10 protein-coding genes and 1 pseudogene are annotated in these 20589 nt (G+C 38.7%); 3 read left to right on the top strand and 8 right to left on the bottom strand.

Annotation, left to right across the window (positions count from 1 at the left end; all coding sequences use genetic code 11):
- Positions 1-219 precede the first annotated feature (219 nt).
- From G4P69_RS23000 to G4P69_RS22980, 5 genes are all read right to left on the bottom strand, one after another.
- Positions 220-2874, bottom strand: a complete 2655-nt coding sequence (locus tag G4P69_RS23000; RefSeq protein ID WP_208338784.1) for an MGH1-like glycoside hydrolase domain-containing protein — start codon at positions 2872-2874, stop codon at positions 220-222.
- A 110-nt stretch (positions 2875-2984) separates the two neighbouring features.
- Entirely contained in the window at positions 2985-3596 is a 612-nt protein-coding gene (locus G4P69_RS22995; protein ID WP_208338782.1) for a Uma2 family endonuclease, read from the bottom strand.
- Positions 3597-4014: 418 nt separating this feature from the next.
- Complete coding sequence (locus G4P69_RS22990) at positions 4015-5583, bottom strand: NB-ARC domain-containing protein (RefSeq protein ID WP_208338781.1); 1569 nt, start codon at positions 5581-5583, stop codon at positions 4015-4017.
- Between the two features lie 53 nt (positions 5584-5636).
- The gene (locus G4P69_RS22985) at positions 5637-8273 is read right to left on the bottom strand and encodes a bifunctional serine/threonine-protein kinase/ABC transporter substrate-binding protein (protein WP_208338779.1); all 2637 of its coding nucleotides are present in this window, start codon (positions 8271-8273) and stop codon (positions 5637-5639) included.
- 359 nt (positions 8274-8632) lie between these two features.
- Positions 8633-10426, bottom strand: coding sequence for an iron uptake porin (locus G4P69_RS22980; protein ID WP_208338777.1), 1794 nt, complete (start codon positions 10424-10426; stop codon positions 8633-8635).
- 579 nt (positions 10427-11005) lie between these two features.
- Here G4P69_RS22980 and G4P69_RS22975 point away from each other — a divergent pair.
- The gene (locus G4P69_RS22975; RefSeq protein WP_208338774.1) at positions 11006-13366 is read left to right on the top strand and encodes a tetratricopeptide repeat protein; all 2361 of its coding nucleotides are present in this window, start codon (positions 11006-11008) and stop codon (positions 13364-13366) included.
- Between the two features lie 93 nt (positions 13367-13459).
- Here G4P69_RS22975 and G4P69_RS22970 read toward each other — a convergent pair whose 3' ends face one another.
- Entirely contained in the window at positions 13460-13957 is a 498-nt protein-coding gene (locus tag G4P69_RS22970) for a glycine-rich domain-containing protein (protein ID WP_208338772.1), read from the bottom strand.
- A gap of 498 nt (positions 13958-14455) precedes the next feature.
- Positions 14456-14623, bottom strand: a pseudogene (locus G4P69_RS22965) (ATP-binding protein); the annotation flags it as partial.
- 47 nt (positions 14624-14670) lie between these two features.
- On the opposite strand from G4P69_RS22965, the gene G4P69_RS22960 reads away from it, so the two are divergent.
- Entirely contained in the window at positions 14671-15726 is a 1056-nt protein-coding gene (locus tag G4P69_RS22960) for a tRNA-dihydrouridine synthase family protein (protein ID WP_208338770.1), read from the top strand.
- Positions 15727-15733: 7 nt separating this feature from the next.
- Here the strand turns inward: G4P69_RS22960 and G4P69_RS22955 are convergent, their stop codons facing one another.
- Positions 15734-17329: an SDR family NAD(P)-dependent oxidoreductase gene (locus tag G4P69_RS22955; RefSeq protein ID WP_208338768.1), complete on the bottom strand. Its 1596-nt coding sequence runs from the start codon at positions 17327-17329 to the stop codon at positions 15734-15736.
- Positions 17330-19610: 2281 nt separating this feature from the next.
- On the opposite strand from G4P69_RS22955, the gene G4P69_RS22950 reads away from it, so the two are divergent.
- A partial coding sequence (locus G4P69_RS22950) for a type III-B CRISPR-associated protein Cas10/Cmr2 (RefSeq protein ID WP_279606310.1) occupies positions 19611-20589 on the top strand: 979 nt, incomplete at its 3' end.

Raw genomic sequence — 20589 nt, 5'->3', positions numbered from 1 at the left:
CTGGCTTAACAAAAACATTTATTGATAATTTTAATACGGTTGATATTTTTACAGGTATGTGATTACAGCTTCGCTTGTGTTTGGAGTTTCGGTAAATTGCTGAAGGTAGTTTTTCACCTTCGTTTTTTTGGAAAATGGCTTGAAGGGCTGGTGATTGTGCTTGAGTGCGCTATAGACACGAAGTGGCTTCCCGGAGGGTAGCGCAACTACGAACCAATTTTAAATTTGGGAATGTTCTCCGCACCGTTGAATCATTTCTGCAACTAAACCTGTCCAACCAGTTTGATGATTAGCACCTAAACCGGCACCGTTGTCTCCATGAAAATATTCGTGGAAAAGAATCAAATCGCGCCAATGAGGGTTCGTTTGAAACACCTCTAAATCGCCAAATACTGGTCTTTTTCCAGAGGAATTTACGAGAAAAAGCTGACTTAGCCTGGTAGACAATTCAACTCCTACTTCTAACAAGGTCATCTCCTTACCGGAACCAGTGGGACATTCCACTTTGAAATTGTCACCCATGTAGTGATGGAACCTTTGAAGTGACTCAATAATCAAGTAGTTCATCGGAAACCAAACCGGACCACGCCAGTTAGAGTTACCACCAAACAAGCCTGTTGTGGATTCAGCAGGCTCATAATCCACCCGGTATTCCTGATCGTTTGCTGTCAGTACATAGGGATGCAAAGCATGATATTTAGAAACAGAACGGATACCATAGGGACTCAAAAACTCTGCTTCATCTAACATCTTATGCAGCAGGCGACGCAACTTGTCTTCATTGGCGATCGCTAACAGTTTGCGATTCCCCACCCCAGATGAATGCATACAAGCTATTCCAGCCGTTAAGTCTGGGCGGTTTTCAATAAACCATTCCGTCCGCCGCTTAAAGTCTGGCAATTTGTCTAAGATTTCTGGTTCCAGTGTTCCCACCGCAAACAGTGGAACCAAACCCACCAATGAGCGTACCTTCATTGGACAATGGTGACCATCGGGGAAACGCAGAGCATCGTAGTAAAAGCCATCAGTTTCATCCCATAGAGAAATCTCGTTTCTGCCAACCCCCTCCATTGCAGCAGTGATGCGAAGAAAATGCTCAAAGAATTTGCTTGCAATGTCCTCATAAGTAGGATCAAATGTAGCCAGTTCCAAGGCAATTGTCAGCATGTTGATGCAGTACATAGCCATCCAACTGGTTCCGTCTGCTTGTTCTAGCTGACCACCTGTAGGCAATTGTGCGCTACGATCAAACACACCGATATTATCTAAACCCAAAAACCCGCCCTGAAAGACATTCTTACCGTCAATATCCTTGCGGTTTACCCACCAAGTGAAATTGAGCAGCAATTTTTGAAATACACGCTCAAGAAATTGGTGATCTGTACGTCCGTGGATCTTTTGCTCTATATTGTAAACGCGCCAAGCTGCCCAAGCGTGAACTGGAGGGTTAACATCGCTCAACGCCCATTCATAAGCAGGAAGTTGACCATTGGGATGCATATACCATTCTCGCGTGAACCGGGTTAATTGTCGTTTAGCGAAGTCTGGATCAATTATGGCTAGCGGTATTACATGAAATGCCAAATCCCAAGCAGCAAACCAAGGGTATTCCCATTTATCAGGCATTGAGATAACATCATCGTTGTATATGTGTAGCCAGTTAGAATTTCTACCATTTTGGCGTGATTCTGGCGGTGGTGGACTTGCTGGATCGCCTTTTAGCCATTCTTCCACCACGTAGTAGTAAAATTGTTTGCTCCACAAAAGTCCTGCATACGCTTGTCGCTGCACATTACGCTGATCTTGGGATATGGGAAAGGGGCAAATACGCTGATAAAATTCATCTGCTTCTTTGATGCGATCGCTCACCGTCTGGTCAAAATCAGATCCAAATGGTTCTGCTAAATCTGGAGTATCACAAAGTCGCAATTGGACAGTCTTAGTTTCGCCTGGAGCAATTGTCAATACATAATGGGCAGCAAACTTTGTTCCAATTTCATTAGGATTGACCGCATCCTTTTTCCCATCAACTATATAGTCGTTAATCCCATCTTTGACGTAGGGAGAAGAATTTTTAACTCCAAATAATCTTTCAAAATTCGTCTCATTTTCTGTAAACAGCAGTTCCCTAGCATTATTACAGTACAGCCATCTTGTTCCTATACTTGCCTCAGTTGCTTCAACGACACTCAAATGTGGATCGGATTTCAAAACTTTGATTAAAGGCTTTTCTTGATTAAGAAACCAAGACCAAGTATTGCGGAACCATAACGTTGGTAATAAATGCAGCGTTTTCTCTTCTTGTCCCCGGTTGACGACACTAACTTGAATTAAGATATCTTCTGGTGTTTTTTTTGCATATTCAACAAACACATCAAAGTAGGCATCTTCTGCAAATACACCCGTATCAAGCAATTCAAATTCAAAATCTTGACGGCTTCTTTTACGATTTTCTTCTACCAATTGGGTGTAGGGAAAAGCAGCTTGCGGGTATTTGTAGAGAGTCTTCATGTATGAGTGTGTTGGGGTGTTGTCGAGGTAGAAATAATATTCTTTGACATCTTCCCCATGGTTACCTTCGTTACCCGTTAAGCCAAAAATCCTTTCTTTAAGAATCGAATCTTGACCATTCCAAAATGCAAGAGCAAAACATAATCTTTGATGGTTATCACAAATACCAGCAATACCATCTTCCCCCCAACGGTAAGCACGGGAACGAGCATGTTCGTGGGGGAAAAACTCCCAAGCGCTACCATCAGGGCTATAATCTTCGCGGACAGTTCCCCATTGACGTTCGCTTAGATAAGAACCCCAGCGTTTCCAATAAGCGGTACGTTCGGAATCTGCTTTTAATCTTGCTTCTTCAGCGGTCATGGTTTATTACCCTGAAACTGCCCATTATCTAGGCTACCTTACCTTTAAACTTGATACATATGTCTTTTGGTGGGTTATGAGAGATGACAGTGTATCAAAAACGCGATTACTTAAGCAGCAAAAATCTGTTCTGCTGTTAGCTGTAACTCATTGAATGTAGGGGAGATAATGCGCTCCCTCCCACGAAACTGAGAGGGCTTTTGGTACTGATTTCCACTAGCTGATAACAGGTAAATCGATATCGTCGGTTGCTTTGGATTGCCAATATAGTCTCTACCCCCCAAGCCCAAGTAATCGATAACCCAGTACTCTGGAATACCTATTGCGCTGTAGTCTTCGACTTTTCTTGCGTAGTCATTTTGCCAGTTCGTGCTGACGACTTCCACAACAAGTTTAACAGAAGATCCCAACGTGATTATAGGCTGGTCTTGCCACAACGGCTCATTGCTGAGCGCAGCTTTATCTAGCACCACTACATCAGGACGGAAAGCTGTTTTAGTTCCTAGAGGTTTAATTAAACAACGGGTAGGTGTAAACCAACGCATACCCATCCGGTCTATCTCGATATTAACTTTTCGCAATATAAAAGCAGCTACCTCTTCGTGCTGTCCAGTCGGTTCCGTATCAACCAGTTCACCGTCAATCAATTCGTAGCGATCGTTATCCCCATAGAGACGGATGAAATCATCAAAAGTCAAGAGTTTTGAAGCAGCTTGGGTCATAGCGATCGCGCCTTTAAGTTTACCCTTTTAACGACGACTTTAGCATAAACAATAAAACTTTAGGCGTTGCATAAATGCTACCGCGACGATTAAATCAGCCAGGGATTATAAATCCCTGTCTAAGAGCTAAATTCCTCTAGAAGAGGAATGGAAAGCAATACTGCTCGGTTAAGCCGAAAACTGTAAATTAATGTAGGTTGGGTTGAGGAACGAAACCCAACATTTTCAAGGGTTCGTTGGGTAACGCTTATGCGCTCTACCCACGCTACGATTTTCCAAAACCCGTGCAGTATTGGAATGGAAAGGAATTTTTTATAGTTCAATCTTCGATACTTTTATGGCGTTAATTCAGTATTTATATTTAAAGGTGCAAGATCTAAGCTAAGCAGGGCGAGAACTCGATATTTTTCACTTTCAACTATATTTGTTGGCAAGCCGAAATCAATTGTGAAATATTTTGGTAACCACAGCTATGAGACAATTCTTTATCTTTCAACATCGACAAAATTTGTGTCAGTTGATTTTCTAATTTCTGCTGACTACGAAAATTCGCGGCTAGCATTCTTTGAAGGGGTGTAACAATCCGCCTCGTTTGTTCTTGGTTCAGTTCTTCATCTTTTGGATATTGAGTAATGAAGCGATGAGTCAAGAACAGTTCATAACCATTAATATTTTTAGTCTCAAATATTTGGTTTATCTGTACATAATTCTCTTTCACAAACCTGTTGAGACTATATTTTAAAATGACTGGCTCTAGTATGTAGATTACTGGTATTTCTTGGGTATTTTTAGAGATTAAAGAATGCTTTCCAATTAAACTATTTACATTTTCAAATAATTGTTGATAAGTAAAAATTTCCTTACTATCTTGTACTAATTGATCCCATAAAGCTGTATTGCGTCTAATAGCCACCCAATAGATTAGATTTATTTCTGCTTGTGACAGTGTTTCAAATTGCTGATCTAAAAAAACGGTGGTTAATTCGTCAAGAACAATAGAAAATTCATTATTATTTACAAATAGTGATATATCACCATTAAAGACATTATGAATACTTTGTATAATTCTCTTAAGAATCCACGGATTATTATAACGTTCACTAAATCTTTCTATTTCAATATCTGTTCCAAACAAACCTTCTGAACTTAAAAATTCTTTTACTTCTTGTTGAGTGAGAGGTAATATTCTTTTTGAATAAACAAATTGTCCTTGTAAAATTTCAATGTTATCAGGTTTTCTTCTACTAAGTAGTAATAGGGAGCTTCTATGAGGTTCTTTCGCAACTCTTTCCACAAACACATTATAGCTTTTATAAGCTCCGCTATTATTATCAATAATTTCTTCCCAGCTATCCAGCACTATTAAACATCTTTGTTGATGTAAATATTGCATTATTTGGTCAATAAAGCCTTCTTCTTGTTCACCTTTAGATAAAAGTTGCAACAATCTAATCAATATTTGTTGAAAAGGAGGTGCTGATTCTAGAGAAAGCCAGATTAAGCGATTATATCTGCTAGCAACTCTATCTACTAAATGGCGAGCTAAGGTGCTTTTTCCAATTCCTCCCATTCCATAAATTAAGACTAACCGGGAGTTTTGTTGGATAAGAAATCTCTCAAGTTCAGCTAACTCTTGGGTACGACCATAAAAATTAACAGGAAAAGGTGCTTCGCTGAGATCAATATTAGCATCTGTTTCATTTTCTGCTAGATCTTCCCAGTTTAGGTTCAACACTTCGCAAAAAGTTTTAAAAGTAGAAGCAGTAATAGGTTTTCCTTCTTGGAAGCGTCTTAAAGTGGATAATGATACAGCATAATGCTCTTCTAGAACATTATCGTAGTTTTTTTCTGGTTCTAGAATATTACTTGCTTCTTTGCGAACTATTCGGTTTATATCTGTCGTTTTATGTTTCTGAATTAACTTCTTCTTAGCTTCTTTGATAAGTTGTTTTCCGCGTTGAGAAGATTTTAGAGAATTGCGAGGCATAAATATATTTCAAGTCATGCTAAAAAGTTTTCGTTGACGGCCTATTGGTATACTTACGGATTATTGTATTGTGATTGTGGCACAAGATCAAAATAATATTCATCGCTGTTAGAATCACTTTTCTTAACTTCTACTAAGATACCAACACTATTGACTATTTTACGATCATGATATTCATTAAAACTTACATCAACAACAGCACCTATAGCAGAAAATCTAGAATCATTTAATTTATCATATATTTCTCTACGAGTTAGATCCTTTCGATTATTATTTCCGCTCAAAGCTTTCACAAATACCTGTGTTGCATCATAAGAAGTGATACTTCTCCATGTCATGTTTCTTAACCAGCCAATTTCTGTAGCTCTTTCCTTAAACGCATCTTTAGCTTGGTTAACATGGAAAGATACAGCAATAATCATCCCTTCAGCTTCTCTAATGTTCAAGGTATCCTTACTATATAAAACGTCTCCTGCTAGAATTTTTTCAAAACTTCTACTATTGGATTTAATAATGTTTTTTACTTCCTTGAAAGTGGCACGGCTAGGAAATAATATCAATACTTTTGCTTGTCTTTTGATTGCCGATTTTATACAATCATTAGCCTCTATATCTATGATTAAATTACAATTGTTAATATGGTCGCCTAGCTTAAAATCTAGTTTGTCATTCATTTCATGTTTAAACCACGTAGCCAGCGATTTGCTGTAATAAGGGCTACCAGGATCATAAAGAATCACCCCGTCTTTCTGGTGGAGCGTTTGCGACATATATTTAGCTAAATCACCAGCAGCAGTTTTGTCACTAGAAGCTGTGCGGAAAACATATAGATTTTTTAAGTTTTTGCTGCTAATATCATTACCACTATAAAGTTCTCTCTCACCAGTACTTGTCGGTGAAATCAGTACAAGTTTTTCATCTCCAAGAGCTTCTGCTCCATAAGTTTTACCTGCTATCTGAGTATTTTCACTTGTATAATGACCTATTACTCCTAGTATTTTGCTCTTTTCAAAAGAAGAAATATCTCCTGGAATATTACCTTGAGAGATATACGTAGCTACTCCTTGACTTCCACTTGTATTATTATCAATATTTTCTTTAGCTATAAGAATTTGAAATTGTGGTCTTTGTTCATCGAGAGCTTGGGCTACACCACGCAGTATTTCTAGTGCAATATCATTGTAGTCAATTGGGATAACAACTGCAATTGTTGGTAGACTAAGGTTTGCTGGAGTTTGAGCAATTTGGGAATTATGTTCGTAAATTAATGTTTCTGGATCAACTTCACACTTAGTTTGGTTAGAGGAGAATTGTTTCCTGGCTTGTTTGAAAAGTTCTGTAGATATTTTAAAATTGCCTTCTTTAAAGGCCCTCATGCCTTTTTCTTTATAAGCGTAAGCCTTATTACATTCTGGAGTACTAAGATTTGTAGGGGATATTAAAGCTTGTTCTCCCCTGCTAAAATCTTCTGCAAGAGGTGGCGTTGGATCCGGGGGTAAGACATTTTTTAGATAATAAAAAGTAACGGCAATAACTATCCCTAACACAAACGGAATTACAAATCTTATTATCGAACGCCAGGATCTAGGAAGTGTACTTATCCAATCAATAAATCTTCTAAACCAAGATTGGGGAAGTATAATAGTTGACTTAGCTCTATCTGGATTAATTGGGGGAGAGAGATGTCCATTGGGTTCATTTTCAGTTGTTGCAGCTGGATCTGGATTAGTTGTGCTAGAGAGAGCATTAAGAACCTCTGTAGCAGACTGAGGACGAATTTGTTGCTCGGATTTAAGCATACTGTCTAAAACTAACGCAAATCGGTGATCACGCACTTTTACATGATCTCTCCAACATGAATTGAATAGCAGTCCCCGAACGTTTCTAATTCCTGTTAATAAGCATAGACAAGTGGTCGCTGTGGCGTATAAATCGGATGCAGGTGATACAGCTTTTTTATCCCATTGCTCAGGTGGTGCAAAACGTGGATCTAGCACGATAGATGTTGTCTCAGGCTCAAAGCCTTGCACTACCTGTTTAACTGCACCGAAATCTATCAGGTGTAGCTTACCGTCTCTGCTACAGCGCATAATATTTTCAGGCTTAATGTCTCTATGGATATAGTGCTCGTTATGAGTACCTTCGTCATGATGGATATATGTGAGTATGTTCAAAATTTCCTTAAGGATATTTATAACTTCATCCTCTGAAAATTTTTTATCCGGCTTGTTACTAAGTTCTTCGGCTAAATTGCAACCTTCAATATAATCTTGAACTAAGTAAAAAAAATTCTGTGGCAAGCCATTTTTATCTGTCAATTCCAACGAAAAAAAAGCAAAAAGTCTAGGAATTTGCGGATGTCTCAGTGTGAACAAAGTTTTTGCTTCTCTCACAAACAAGTTTTGTCTACGTTCTAGCTCTTGTGGAGTAAAAATTTGTCCAGAAGTATGTGTGAGGCGCAACTGTTTAATTACAAAATTTGGCTCGAGAAAATCTAGATCTTTTGCTAGAAAAGTTCTACCAAATCCTCCTTCTCCTAATAAATTTATGGCTACAAAATGCCCTTGTAAAATTAATGGCATTTGACAATCATTACAACATATTTTTGTTTCATTTCTTGCATTTATCTCTTTATCTGAAATTTCATTCTCTGGTTTCGAGCACTTTGGATGAGTGCAGTAGACTTTCATTAATTTACCTCCCGAATTGGTTTGATTACACACTCGATAACAAGAACTTGTAACAGACTTTTGGAAGAAGTTGGATATGTAATTTTTAATTTTCTATATATTAATGCTCCTTAATGCAGGCTATTAAGTATCTTGATTTCATGATTATGGTATTAATAATTACAATTAAGTTGCACCTACCTCCTAAGGATTATTACTTAAGTAGTAATTTTATTACATTTATGCACTTACAAATAATAAAATGCCCAGTCGTCTAATTTATTAGACAACTGATCCCTGATCTGCGTGGATGTCCCATTCCAAAAGGCTGGGACATAGACATTTTACTTTTGGAGATCCCTTAAAGTTTTCACGCAGGGTTATTTGATATCGAAGGTAGTCCTAAGTACTCCTACAAAAATGTTACCGTTCTGACTATCATGATTTGGTGCTGTTAACCAAATCAAACCTGGAGTTATGCTAATTTTGTCGTTAATTTGATACCGATAGAACCCTTCGATGTGAAATCCTGTATCTGGGTCACGACGACGTAAGTTTGGGATAGACACTGAAGTACCAGTCAACCTAGGCTCCATCCCGATGATAACCCCTCCCAAACTACACTTTTCACGCTCTTTAAGCTTTTTACGATTTTCACACTGTTTGTCTACCTTAGGTAAGGCTAGAGTGACAGCCCAACTCCAGATATCAGCATTACCTTTAACACCTCCACTCAGCACCCGTGCATCGGTATAGCTCACCCACCCACCAAGTTGAAAGCCTTTATTAATTTTTACATTTGATTCAATACCAAAGGAATTAGAGGATACTTGTTTGCCTAACAGGTTGGAGTATATACTGCCAGTGTTGTGTCCTAAACCATTGTCGTTATAAGCATTGACGTAGGTGAAAGCAATCTTGGTGTCTTTATTAATCTCTCTCTCGCATTTGTTTTGTGGCTCTTTCTCATTTTGATTTTCCTCATCTTTACACTTTCTCGTGGGATAGTATATAATCTGCCCTAGTACACCATATTTACCATTAAACAATCCACTAGCAGGGTTGTTAGCGTTCTTGTCGCCTGCTAGATAAACCATCTGTATTTTGATATCCTCATGCTTGCATGGATTATAAGTCACACCAGCACCAGTATCTCCACCTAGACGGAAGATAGGACTATATCGACCAAAGCGCGAAATGGCAGCATCCCCATCATCTTTTAGAGGATTAATAACCTCCCAATCATCGAAGGAAGTATTAAAGCCTGTACCAAGCATAACATTCAGTTCTTTTCTTTTTCCTACAGGAAATTTATAGTCCAGCTTACTGAGGAAAGCTGCATTAGTTGCATCAGTCCCAGAGTAGAAACTTAAGCGAGTCTCTCTTCCCGGTCCTATCGGATTTATAACATTACTCGCCTGAATTCGTGCACGAAGTTCTTCGTTGTCACGATCTCCAGTAAAGCTAGTTTTAACGTTTAGGCGCACCCGATCAGCAACTGCGAGGTTGCTATCTTCCCCACGTCCACTATGGGTGGAACCTACACCAGCAAGAATCAACTGAGCATCAAGTTTTACTCCGCTCTTAGGCTGTTTCTTTGGGCTTTGATCTTCGCAATAATTTAACTTTATGGGTGTTGAAGACTTTATGGGTGTTGAAAACTGATCTGCCTTTAGCTGTGCAGTATGTAGTTCTATTGCATCAACTCTAGCACGTAAGCTAGCAATCTCTGGTTGGAACTCCCCTTGCAGCTTTTGCAAAGTTGCCAAATCTTCTTTAGTAGCTAAGTTTGCTGTACCAGTAGTAATCAGTTGGTTAACTTTCTCTAAGCAGGTGTTTAATGCAGCCGCAAACTCAAAGCGAGTCATACTACGATTCCCTTTAAAATTGCGATCAGGATACCCAGCAATACAGCCATATCGTTCAACTAAAGACTGTAAAGCACCAAATGCCCAGTCACTAGGTTGCACATCAGAAAGCTGAGAAACTGAAGTAACTGGTAGAGAATCTTGTTCAGTGTATTGACTAATTTCCTTAAGGGAATCAGTGCTTTTGTCAATGCTCAAAACTCCTGGTGAGTCTTGCGCTCTTACTTTTGAAATTGGAATGAGCGACAGACTCCAAATTAAGACAAAATAAACTACGCTGAAACGCTCTCTGATAAAACTCAACATAATCTTCCTTCTAACACCAACTATTTTTGTAGAGACCTTAAATTCGTGCTGGAGTGCGGAATGCGGGTAGGTAGTATAAAAATTTACTTTTTTTCTGAAAAAAATTAATTATTGTAGGATCTGTTAGATGGAATGTTGTAACCCACTAAACCCTGATAACTTATTGCCTAATCTCTGCACCAACATCAGGGCAATATTGGGGGAGAACAGCAGTTTTACGCCGAAGAAAATCTACTTCCCAAACTGCTTTGAAAATTCACACCTCAATAAAGCCTCCCCTACCTATTTTTCCAAAAATCGAATAGTAATCCTCTCTATACTTTTACTTTGAGACACTGCTCATAAAGTATCAGAAGGATGCTTCATTTTGTCACCTAAATTTCAGCAGGATATTCATTTCTTAAATTCAAAATATTCAACATGTTCAGTTTGTGCGCTTAACTAGCTTTAACCCTGCTGTTTTGCCATAGCATGTTTTTAACCGCTTTTTTGCAGATTTTGTGAGAAATTCCAGTAGGGCATCAACTTACTTTCAAAATTAAGTTAAGCTCTCTACAAGAAGTTATTTTGAGCCGACAAATGAGCACTGAAAAAATATCGGAACTCATAAGAATGGCAAATGCTTTAGTTCTCTCCAAAGCAGGTATATCTTTGACTGATGTACAAAACTCTATCCTGGAGCAAGTTTTGACAGATAAGAAGCTCAAAAATATTCACGTTACTGGATACTCGAATAGCACAGTCCAGCGAATATTTTGCCCAAAACTTTGGGAGTTATTAACGCAGGCTACAGGACAGAAGGTGCGTATCAATACAGTAAAGTTAGTGTTAGAAAAGCTATTACAAGAGCCGAGCTATAGTAGAAGTAACGAAGGTGAAATTATTACGCAGCCTGAATTCCCTTCAGTTTCTCCTCCTATACTTCCCCAACGTGTACGTCACAACTTACCTGCTCCTAGTTGTACTACATTTGTTGGTCGAGAAGAAGAAATTGCTCGACTTTTGGAGTTACTTTCACCGTCGCATTCTGCACACTTGGTTAGCGTCGATGGTATAGGTGGTGTGGGTAAAACAACCCTTGTGCTGGAAGCAGCTTATCGTTGTCTACACGCGAGTTACAACAACGAAGCTTTTTTAGGTCTACCCACCTTTGATACCATTATTTTTACCTCAGCCAAACAGTCTTATCTTACACCCTTTGGTTTATTACCAAGTTTAGCTCCACGTCGGACTTTACATGATATTTTCCGTCAAATTGTGCGGGTACTAACTGAGTTAGATATTACAGGGTTGAGTTTTGAAGACCAATTAGATTTAATTCAAGATGCTCTCTCCTGTCGGCGCACGTTGCTAATTGTCGATAATTTGGAGACGGTGGAAAATCAGCAGGATGTTTTAGCATTTTTGTATGAGCTGCCAGCAAGTGCTAAAGCAATCATCACCACCCGAGAACAAATTTTATTTGTACCTGTGCGCTTGACTTCAATGCCAGAATCAGATGGTCTTTGTTTAATTAAGCACGAAGCTGAAGAAAAAGGTGTATCCCTCAGCCACAAAGATAGTCAAGCACTTTACAAAGTCACTGGAGGTATTCCAGTAGCTATCAACTACACGGTTGGTCAGCTAGCTAACGGGTACCCCATTCAGGAAGTATTGGGAGGGGTATCTCAATCTACAGGAGATGTTGCCCGTTTTTGTTTTGAAACTTCTGTGAATCCACTTGTAGGTAAATCAGCCCATAAATTACTCATGGCTCTGGCGCTATTTCCAACGCCAGCTCTACAGGATGCTCTCGTACAAGTTGCTGTACCAGAAGTTCAACTCAATACAACAAATACAGACTTAGCTCGATTGCGACAGCTTTCCTTAGTCACACAAGAAAATAATCGCTACACTATGCTACCACTAACCCGCGAGTATGCCCTAGCGGAACTGAAAGCTCATCCAGATTTTGAAAGAGAGGCAAGGGAAAGGTGGATTGGTTGGTACTTAAGCTTTTCTCAGACATATGCTGGACAAGATGCTAAAGAATGGCAAGGACAGTTTGATGGTTTAGAGGAGGAGTGGCAAAATTTACAAGCTGTGATTGAGTGGTGTATGCTTGAGAGTCGATATGCCGAAATGTTGAAATTCTGGCACAATCTTGAGGCATATACTCACATCATGGGTAGGCAAGAAAGTCGCTTGAGATACTGGGATGAACGCCTTACCTGGACAGCATGGTTAATTCAAGCAGCAGAACAACGTGGAGACTGGTCAGTCACTGCAAACGTTATGGTTGACCGTGCTTGGACTCTCACCTCAATGGGAAAGCAGAAGCAGCTAGAAGAAGCAAACGAACTATTTATCAAGGCTTGGGAGCTGTGTCACCATCAACAACCTTTATTTGTGTTGAGTTTGGCAATAAAAATAGCAGTTTTACACATTCAACAGCACAAATTTGATCAGGCGCAAGTTTGGCTGAATCAAGCAAGAGAACTACTAGAGCAAACTCAATTCGACGAACAGCTGCGATCGCGTAAGTTGTTACAAATTCGATATTATCAGGGTGAAATTTGCTTTAAATATGAAAGATATGAAGAAGCAAAAATTCTTTTTCAAGAAACTCTCGAACTTGCACGAGCCATAGACTGGATACGAGCCATCTTCTGTACACAGAATTGGTTAGCTGACATTGCTATCAAACAAGCTAGACTAGATGAAGCCGAACGACTTTTAACTGAAGGACTCCGGGTAGCCGAAGCTAACGAAGACAAAAGCCGTCTTGGGTTTTGTCAACGCTCATTATCCTCTCTAGCGAAAGCACGAGGCAATTTAGTTGATGCTCACTCTTGGGGAACTAAAGCATTAGAGAATTTTGAACAACTAGGGATGTTACCAGAAGTTGAGGAAACACAACATTTGCTGGAAACGCTAGATATAGACATAAGACCCAATTAACACAACAATATATGTGCTGGTTTGTCATCTGCGATCGCATCAATTCTATAGCTAGTTCATAGGACAGTCCTATACAAGACTGTTTTGTAGTGATTAGCACACCACTTTCAAGTTACTGAATGAGCTACAGTTCCAAAGAATTTCACAAGAAGCAGCGGCAGAAATACCCATGGTGCCTTGTCCATAATTTAGCTCAAATAGCTCCTGAGTTTGAGAAAATGCCAATTGCCATTCTAAACGCTCAGCATCTCCTCCACTTCCGAATCCTGGAAGATGTTTAAGACAAACACTAAAGAGGTTTTGGCAGTCTCTTTCAAACTCATGAATATTAGCGATGTGTGCGTGTAAAACTGAATCAATTTCTTGATTAGGAACCATTCTTACGTACGGGTATTTTCGTATCAAAAATAGGAATCGTTCATACTTTTGAAATGCTAATAAAACTTGTGTTGAACTTAAATTCTGATCTTCATTAGATTCTAAGAGCCTCGCAAATATTTCTTTCCATTGAATAAGTTTAAGTTTTTCAAAGAAAGTTTGCTCTATATAGCATTGCCAATTAGGTAACGACCCCTTTTGAATTAAATTCAACTTGATCTCCTTCTCCTTGTTAAATGGATATCTCTCTGTTGAACCACAATCAAAGGTTTAGCATTAAGCCAGATATCAGGGCAAGGCTCAGTTTTTTTCAAACAGGATTCACAAAAAAGTTCAGTTAACGCTCACAAAAAAGATCAGTTAAACAGCTACTTTCCTGTCATGGTTAATACCTGAATTATGCTAAAGCGACTCTAAGGTATAGTCGCGCATCTGTGTAGTTCATTACTGTGTGCAGCAGCAAAGTTTTGATGATGCTCGTATAGTTCTACTCTAAAACGCCTTTATTGATTAAATTGATATGCTATTGGAGCATCTTTTGAGATTGATTAGGGCAATGAGTAAAACCTCCCGATAAATCAATATGGTTCAGTTAAAGCCTAAAGCCTAAAATTGCGTAGGTTGGGTTGAGGAACGAAACCCAACATTTTTAGGATTTTGTTGGGTAACACGAGCGTTCACCCCAACCTACCACTAACCTTAACTGAACCGTATTGCCCGATAAATAGGATTTGCGATTGTTAATCCTCCTTGGGGATCCATTTTGGATAAACCCAAGTCGATAACAAATTGAATGTCATCGTTAGGTACATCCCCTAATTTCAAACCTGCTAACATTGGTTCAATAATCGCCTTAATCCTTGGTTCTCGCAAAAACTCTCACTTCGGACAGCTAAATTTTTGAAAAAACCCAATCTCCCCTGCAAATGCCAAAATCGACTTGCCTACCAGAACCTCTTTCACCAGGACTTGAGTTGACTGCTCTTGCTCCCATGCAGGATGTAACGGATCTGCAATTTATGAACGTGATCGCTGAGTATGGCAGTCCGGATTACTTCTTTACTGAATATTTTCGCGTCCATGCTAGTTCTGGTCTAGATAAAAACATTTTGCGCTCTATTACAGAAAATACCACCGGTCGCCCCATCTTTGCTCAGATTATTGGCGAGAGCATTCCTGATTTAGTCCGCATCGCCCAAGAGCTAAGCTTCTACCCAATAGCAGGTATCGACCTTAATATGGGATGTCCAGCTCCAAGAATTTATCGGAAAAATGTTGGTGGTGGGCTGTTACGCGATCCTGAGAAGATAAACCGAATTCTTGGCGAATTGCGATCTTCTATTGATGGTGTATTAAGCGTCAAAATGCGAATTGGCTTTGAAAATACTGATTTGTTTGATCGTATTCTCGATTATATTAATTTGTATGATATCAGTTTGCTAAGCTTGCACGGTCGTACCGTTAAGCAGGGTTATCATGGCGCTGTAGATTACGATACAATTGCACACGCTGTACAACGGGTGAATTGCCCAGTTTTAGCAAACGGTAACGTGACATCAGCTTATAGTGCTGCTAAAGTCCTTTCCAGTACAGGAGCAGCCGGAGTCATGATCGGTCGCTCTGCAATCCGAAACCCTTGGATTTTTCAGCAAATCCGTCAACATCTGAGTGGTGAAAGAATTTGTGTCGTGACTTTGGGACTTGTTCGCGACTACATTGAAAAACTGCGTCGAACGACCAGTGGGGGGACAGTACCGGAGCGTGCACGGGTTAACCAGATGAAGATGTATCTCAACTTTATTGGTTTGAGTGTAGAGAGAACCGGTACTTTCTTAAGCCAGATGCGGCAATCTAAGACTGAAACTGAACTATTTGGGGTGTGCGATCGCTATTTATTAGCCGATCCAGACCGAGAATTCTCAATTGAACCGTATCCAGGACTTGTTGCTCGTCCCAGTTGCGAGAAGGAAAAAAGCGATTAAGTTAGTCTTACCTTTTGTTTTGGGATTGTAAAATCAGAGGTTTGTGATAGTTAGATGTATAACGTGGTAAAATTTCTACTCCCGGCTGAGTTAACCTCAGTGTTAAAGAAAGTCGTACTTTACCACTCTGATTACGTATAGAACGATGTACAAGGTTATCAGTAAATAAGACAAATTCTCCAGGACGTAATACTACAGGAATTGCTTTTTTAACAACTTCATCAGGGATATCAAAAAACTGATTACCACTAAAAGGATCAGTCAGTTTTATCGGAAAATTTTTCAAGTAACTATTAGGTATATACTCAAAACCATTATGCTCATTAACTTCTGTTAAAGCTATATAAGCATGGATAGTTTTACCATCCCCTTTAAGCAATTTAGGATAAGAATCTTGATGCCAAAAAGGAATTAATTGTTGAGCGGGATAATTTACCCATACTTCCGAGCGCCATAATACTAAATTCTCTCCTAAATGTTCGCTCAGCTTTTCTAATAAACTCTTGTTATGACATAAGTTCAAAATTATAGGCGAATCTAAATGTCTCTCCATGTGAAAAGATTTTTTCAACAATTGAACTATTATCATCCAAACAGAACCAGGATTAAATTTAATCAATGCCAAGAATAATTGAGTAAGCATTACTCTTTTTGGTAATTTTGGCAAGACTTCATTTAAAATATTTTTGGTAATATCAGATAGTTCTTTGCTGTTTAAATTGAGAGAAATTGGTCCCCAAATGCCATCAGTCCCATCATAATTAATTTTCGGCAAATTTTGCTGTTGATTGCAACCAGTCCATAATAAACTACGTTCCCATAATTCCTGTAATATTTCTTTGTCTTGTGCTATTTTAGGTAATGGAATTTCTTTGTTATGACGATCTAAAAATTTTCCACTAATACTTTGATAGTCTGGGGAAATAGCACAAACTAGGGTGCTATATGCTCCAGCTTCTGGGGAAATACCTAAACCTAAATATTTACTGAGTTGATGCCATATAGTAATATTCGATTGCACAAAACCTGGATGGATTGCATTAACAGTAACTTGAGAATTATTTAATCGCTGAGAAAGTTCTTGAGTTAATAGCAATAAGCAGAGTTTAGAAATGGCATACAGGTTTATAAAATTTAACGGTGTTCTTTTTACTAATAAATCCCAGTCAATACCACTTGGATATAATGCTAAATCTGACGATACCATGATAATGCGACTTGGCGCAGATTTTTGCATTTTTTCTAGTAATAAATAGGTGAGTAAGAAGTGACCTAAATAGTTAGTTCCCCAAATGAGTTCAAACCCTTCTTTTGTTGTCCCTCTGCGGTTAAATATACCAGCATTATTGACCAATATATGCAACGGTAAATTTTTCTCATTGAATAGTGTGACACAATTACGAACTGAATCTAAAGAAGCTAGGTCAAGTGGTAAAAATTCCACATTTTGATTAAGAGTAGTTCGCCGAATATATTCTATAGCTTTTGCTGCTTTAGTTGCTGAACGACATGCAATAAATACATGATTACCTAATTTGGCTAAACCTACCGCCGTCATTAAACCTACACCAGAGTTACCACCTGTAACTAGACAGACTTGCATAATTGACTATCTCTCAGTATTTACACTTACTCGCTCGTGCCGTCTTTACACCCCGATATAAATACCAGAAGGGGGTTAATTCCAATAATATCCTTGACCCCTTCTTTCGAGGCTACCAAACTTCCCGATCTTTTCAGGTGTAACTTTAAACTGTCGTGTAGGTGAGGATGGTATCTTACATTTAGCTGAGCTAGGAATGTACGAGTTTCCAACTCGTGCCGACTTAACGCAGTCGGCGCGAGTTCTTCCCCATTAACATACATATCCTCTATTGATATGTTTCCAACTAATCCGACTTAACGCAGTCGGCGCGAGACTGTCGCCTGAAAACCTGACAGAGTAAGAACTCTACAAGAGGTTTTGGCAAAGGTAAAAAACAGGTTCATTTCAAGGACACTTATTGACACAAATTATTATTTACCTCCAAAATCAAAACGCTCAAAGCATTTACCCATGAAGGTTCCAGCAATTTTGGCAAACCCCCCTAGGTTTTGGCTCCCGCTTAGGTTTGCCAAACATCAAGCTAGTTGATAGTCAATATTTTAAAGCGATCGCTCCCTTGTTGTCGATAGTTTTCGACTTCACACAAACAATGGCTAATAGCAAAGGTGATTAAACTTTTTTAGCTTAATTGATACATCACTCTGCTAATTAGCCATTGTCTAACGATAAACCATCACACGTATGCGATTTTATCTTGTTTACAACTAATCAACTTAAACCAGTTGCGGTGGAAATCATTACTGATTTCATATAAATATTCTAACTTAAGCTTAGTTAATAGAGCCTGCATAGAGATTAGATAGGCAGTTAAGATGAGCTTATAGGGGTAAGTAGCTCTGTCTAATATTTGAAACTATGTTAAGAAATGTTGAGCTAGGTTGTGTTATCTCGCAGCACCCTAAGGTCAACTTACATTTCTTCATATACGTTGAATTTTTATCGTCAACTTACCTAAGCTTAAATTTTTATGAAGTTCTATTTCAAGGAACACTAGGTTGTACTATGGTATTATACTTAGGTCTATTAATTTCTAGTTGCATATGAAACTCGAAAATTTCTTCAATGATTGGGGAGACCCGATCAATCCTAATGATAAACCCTCCACAAGTAAGCGATTTAACACGAGACCCCATAATATGTCCTCTACAAAACTTAAAATCCTGCTTCCGCAATTGACCAAACACGGTTGTAACGCTACAAAAATTGCTAGGAAGCGAAGGCTAGCAAGATTTTTTCCCATATTAATTTTCCAAAAGGATCCAATATTCTATCTTGTGACTACTTCATTCAACCAAAAGGTGGACGTAGAAACCTTGCAACAACGATAACAAGCGCTAACCGATAGGACTTTATCACATAGATACCTCAAAAATGAGGTAGGGGCTCTTGCCTTTAGGTGTTTCCGTAGGGTGTACTTGCTCGCTCCCACTAACGGTTTCAACTAGATGTCTAATGGCGCAATGTTTAACCTCTCAGGAGATATAGCCGATCAGGGTGAGGAGATTGTTGTTTTTCACCTCATTAGCTATAGCCGCAATTATTCTGTCCACCTTCACTTTTGGTTTAATCAATAATATGTCACAACAAATGAGACTTTTCTTGATACTACTCATTGCTTGCCTCATTTATCGAGGACTATCTGCATACTATTACAGATCAACGAGTCAGGTAAAGTTGGAGAGTGTTTTGAACGTTATTATGAGCACTTACGGAATAGTGTCCGGAAGTGCTGTGATATATAGGATCGTCACTTCCCAACAAAGCCTTATGGGCTTATCAGGAGATGATACGATCACCTTATTTATTGGCGCATCTGCTATGATTTTCCTATCTATTCAACAGATATTGTAGCCAGGAATTTATAGGAATCTTATTTTATATTTGGGATAATAAGTAGAGTGGTTTAGAACGAAGTTCTAAACCACCATTCCAAGGTTTCGGTGCGTTACGCTGCCCTAAGATACTCAACAATTGAGATTTTTTCAAAAATCAAATAGTCATCCTATAGGTATCGAATCATCCATTAAAAGAAACGCAGACAAAAATCTATGTTTTTTATTGTTGTGAAACAAGAGTATCTGAAAATATTTTTTTCCAAGTAAGTATACTCTGCACGGGCATTGATTGCGTTTTTGAGCATAAGGATAGTACATTAAGTTAGTATTGCTCTTGGCTTAAGCAAAAAGCTCATTCTTTGACCGTGTAGAGTATAGTTCCTAAAGGAACTTAAACATTTTTGATGTTAAAAGAACCTAACGTAATGCAATCACAAATGCCTATGAAAAACAAAATTTACACCATAATTACCTTTACTCCTCTGCAGCAGGGGTTTATTGAAAAATCGCGCAAGCTGCGAGATTTGTATGCAAGTTATTATTTACTTTCTTACTTATCTTGGATGATTTGTAACACTGCGTATAAGCATGGTTGTGAAGTAATTTCTCCCGCTTTAGCAAATATCATTCAAGGAATGCCCAACCAGATTATTATTGATGGTGATTTCCCAGAAGAAGATGCAAGAGGAACATTCTTAACAGCTTGGGAATGTGTTACAAAAACTTGCCGTCAGTGGATTGAGGATAATATTAAAGGTGAATGGCACTACACGACGTGGAAAAGTAGTTGGGGTTTGTGGACAAAATACGCATGGGAATTTTTCTGGGTTCAAGGAGAGCCAAATCAGAGTATAAATGATGTTAGAGAGAAGCTCAACCAGAGAAAGCACAGGCGTGATTGGACTGGAATAAATTGGCAAGGTGAGAGTTCTCTTCTTTCTGGTGTGGATGCGATCGCACATCCAAAACTCGGCGAAATTTCCGATCCTCGCAATTACAACTATCAGCAAGAAAAGCAGATTCTCACAGCTTTCTACCAAGCACTCAGCGAGAAACTAGGGGAATCATTTATTGATCCAAAAGAAGAACTCAGCATTCCAGAGTTAATCAAGCGTATGATTACCTATGAAAGCGTGTCCAAGAAGCTAATTAATAAGATAATAGAGAAATTTGGCGAAGATACAACAGATCTTGAACCACTGATTAAGGATATCACACAGATATCAAAAGACTTACAGCCATTATCTTTTAAAGATTTAAGCAGATACAAAGATGATTTTCAAGGCTGGTTTCAGGGAGATGGTGATAAAGCTGGTGACTATCTGAAAAAATACCCAGAAAAAACCCATACTTTTAGTAAAGAAATGCGGGAGTGGGGTAAATGGTTCAAAGCTAGACCACTGAAAATGGGTCGAGTTATTT

Origin of the sequence: Aetokthonos hydrillicola CCALA 1050 (assembly GCF_017591665.1) — a bacterium.
In the GTDB taxonomy this organism is placed as follows: Bacteria; Cyanobacteriota; Cyanobacteriia; order Cyanobacteriales; family Nostocaceae; genus Aetokthonos; species Aetokthonos hydrillicola.
The sequence above is the reverse complement of the archived record's forward strand: the minus strand, read 5'-3'. Positions and strand labels throughout refer to the sequence as shown.

Coding starts and splice junctions, on each gene's coding strand:
- G4P69_RS23000 (WP_208338784.1), bottom strand. CDS start 2,874: ATGACCGCTGAAGAAGCAAGATTAAAAGCAGATTCCGAACGTACCGCT.
- G4P69_RS22995 (WP_208338782.1), bottom strand. CDS start 3,596: ATGACCCAAGCTGCTTCAAAACTCTTGACTTTTGATGATTTCATCCGT.
- G4P69_RS22990 (WP_208338781.1), bottom strand. CDS start 5,583: ATGCCTCGCAATTCTCTAAAATCTTCTCAACGCGGAAAACAACTTATC.
- G4P69_RS22985 (WP_208338779.1), bottom strand. CDS start 8,273: ATGAAAGTCTACTGCACTCATCCAAAGTGCTCGAAACCAGAGAATGAA.
- G4P69_RS22980 (WP_208338777.1), bottom strand. CDS start 10,426: ATGTTGAGTTTTATCAGAGAGCGTTTCAGCGTAGTTTATTTTGTCTTA.
- G4P69_RS22975 (WP_208338774.1), top strand. CDS start 11,006: ATGAGCACTGAAAAAATATCGGAACTCATAAGAATGGCAAATGCTTTA.
- G4P69_RS22960 (WP_208338770.1), top strand. CDS start 14,671: ATGCCAAAATCGACTTGCCTACCAGAACCTCTTTCACCAGGACTTGAG.
- G4P69_RS22955 (WP_208338768.1), bottom strand. CDS start 17,329: ATGCAAGTCTGTCTAGTTACAGGTGGTAACTCTGGTGTAGGTTTAATG.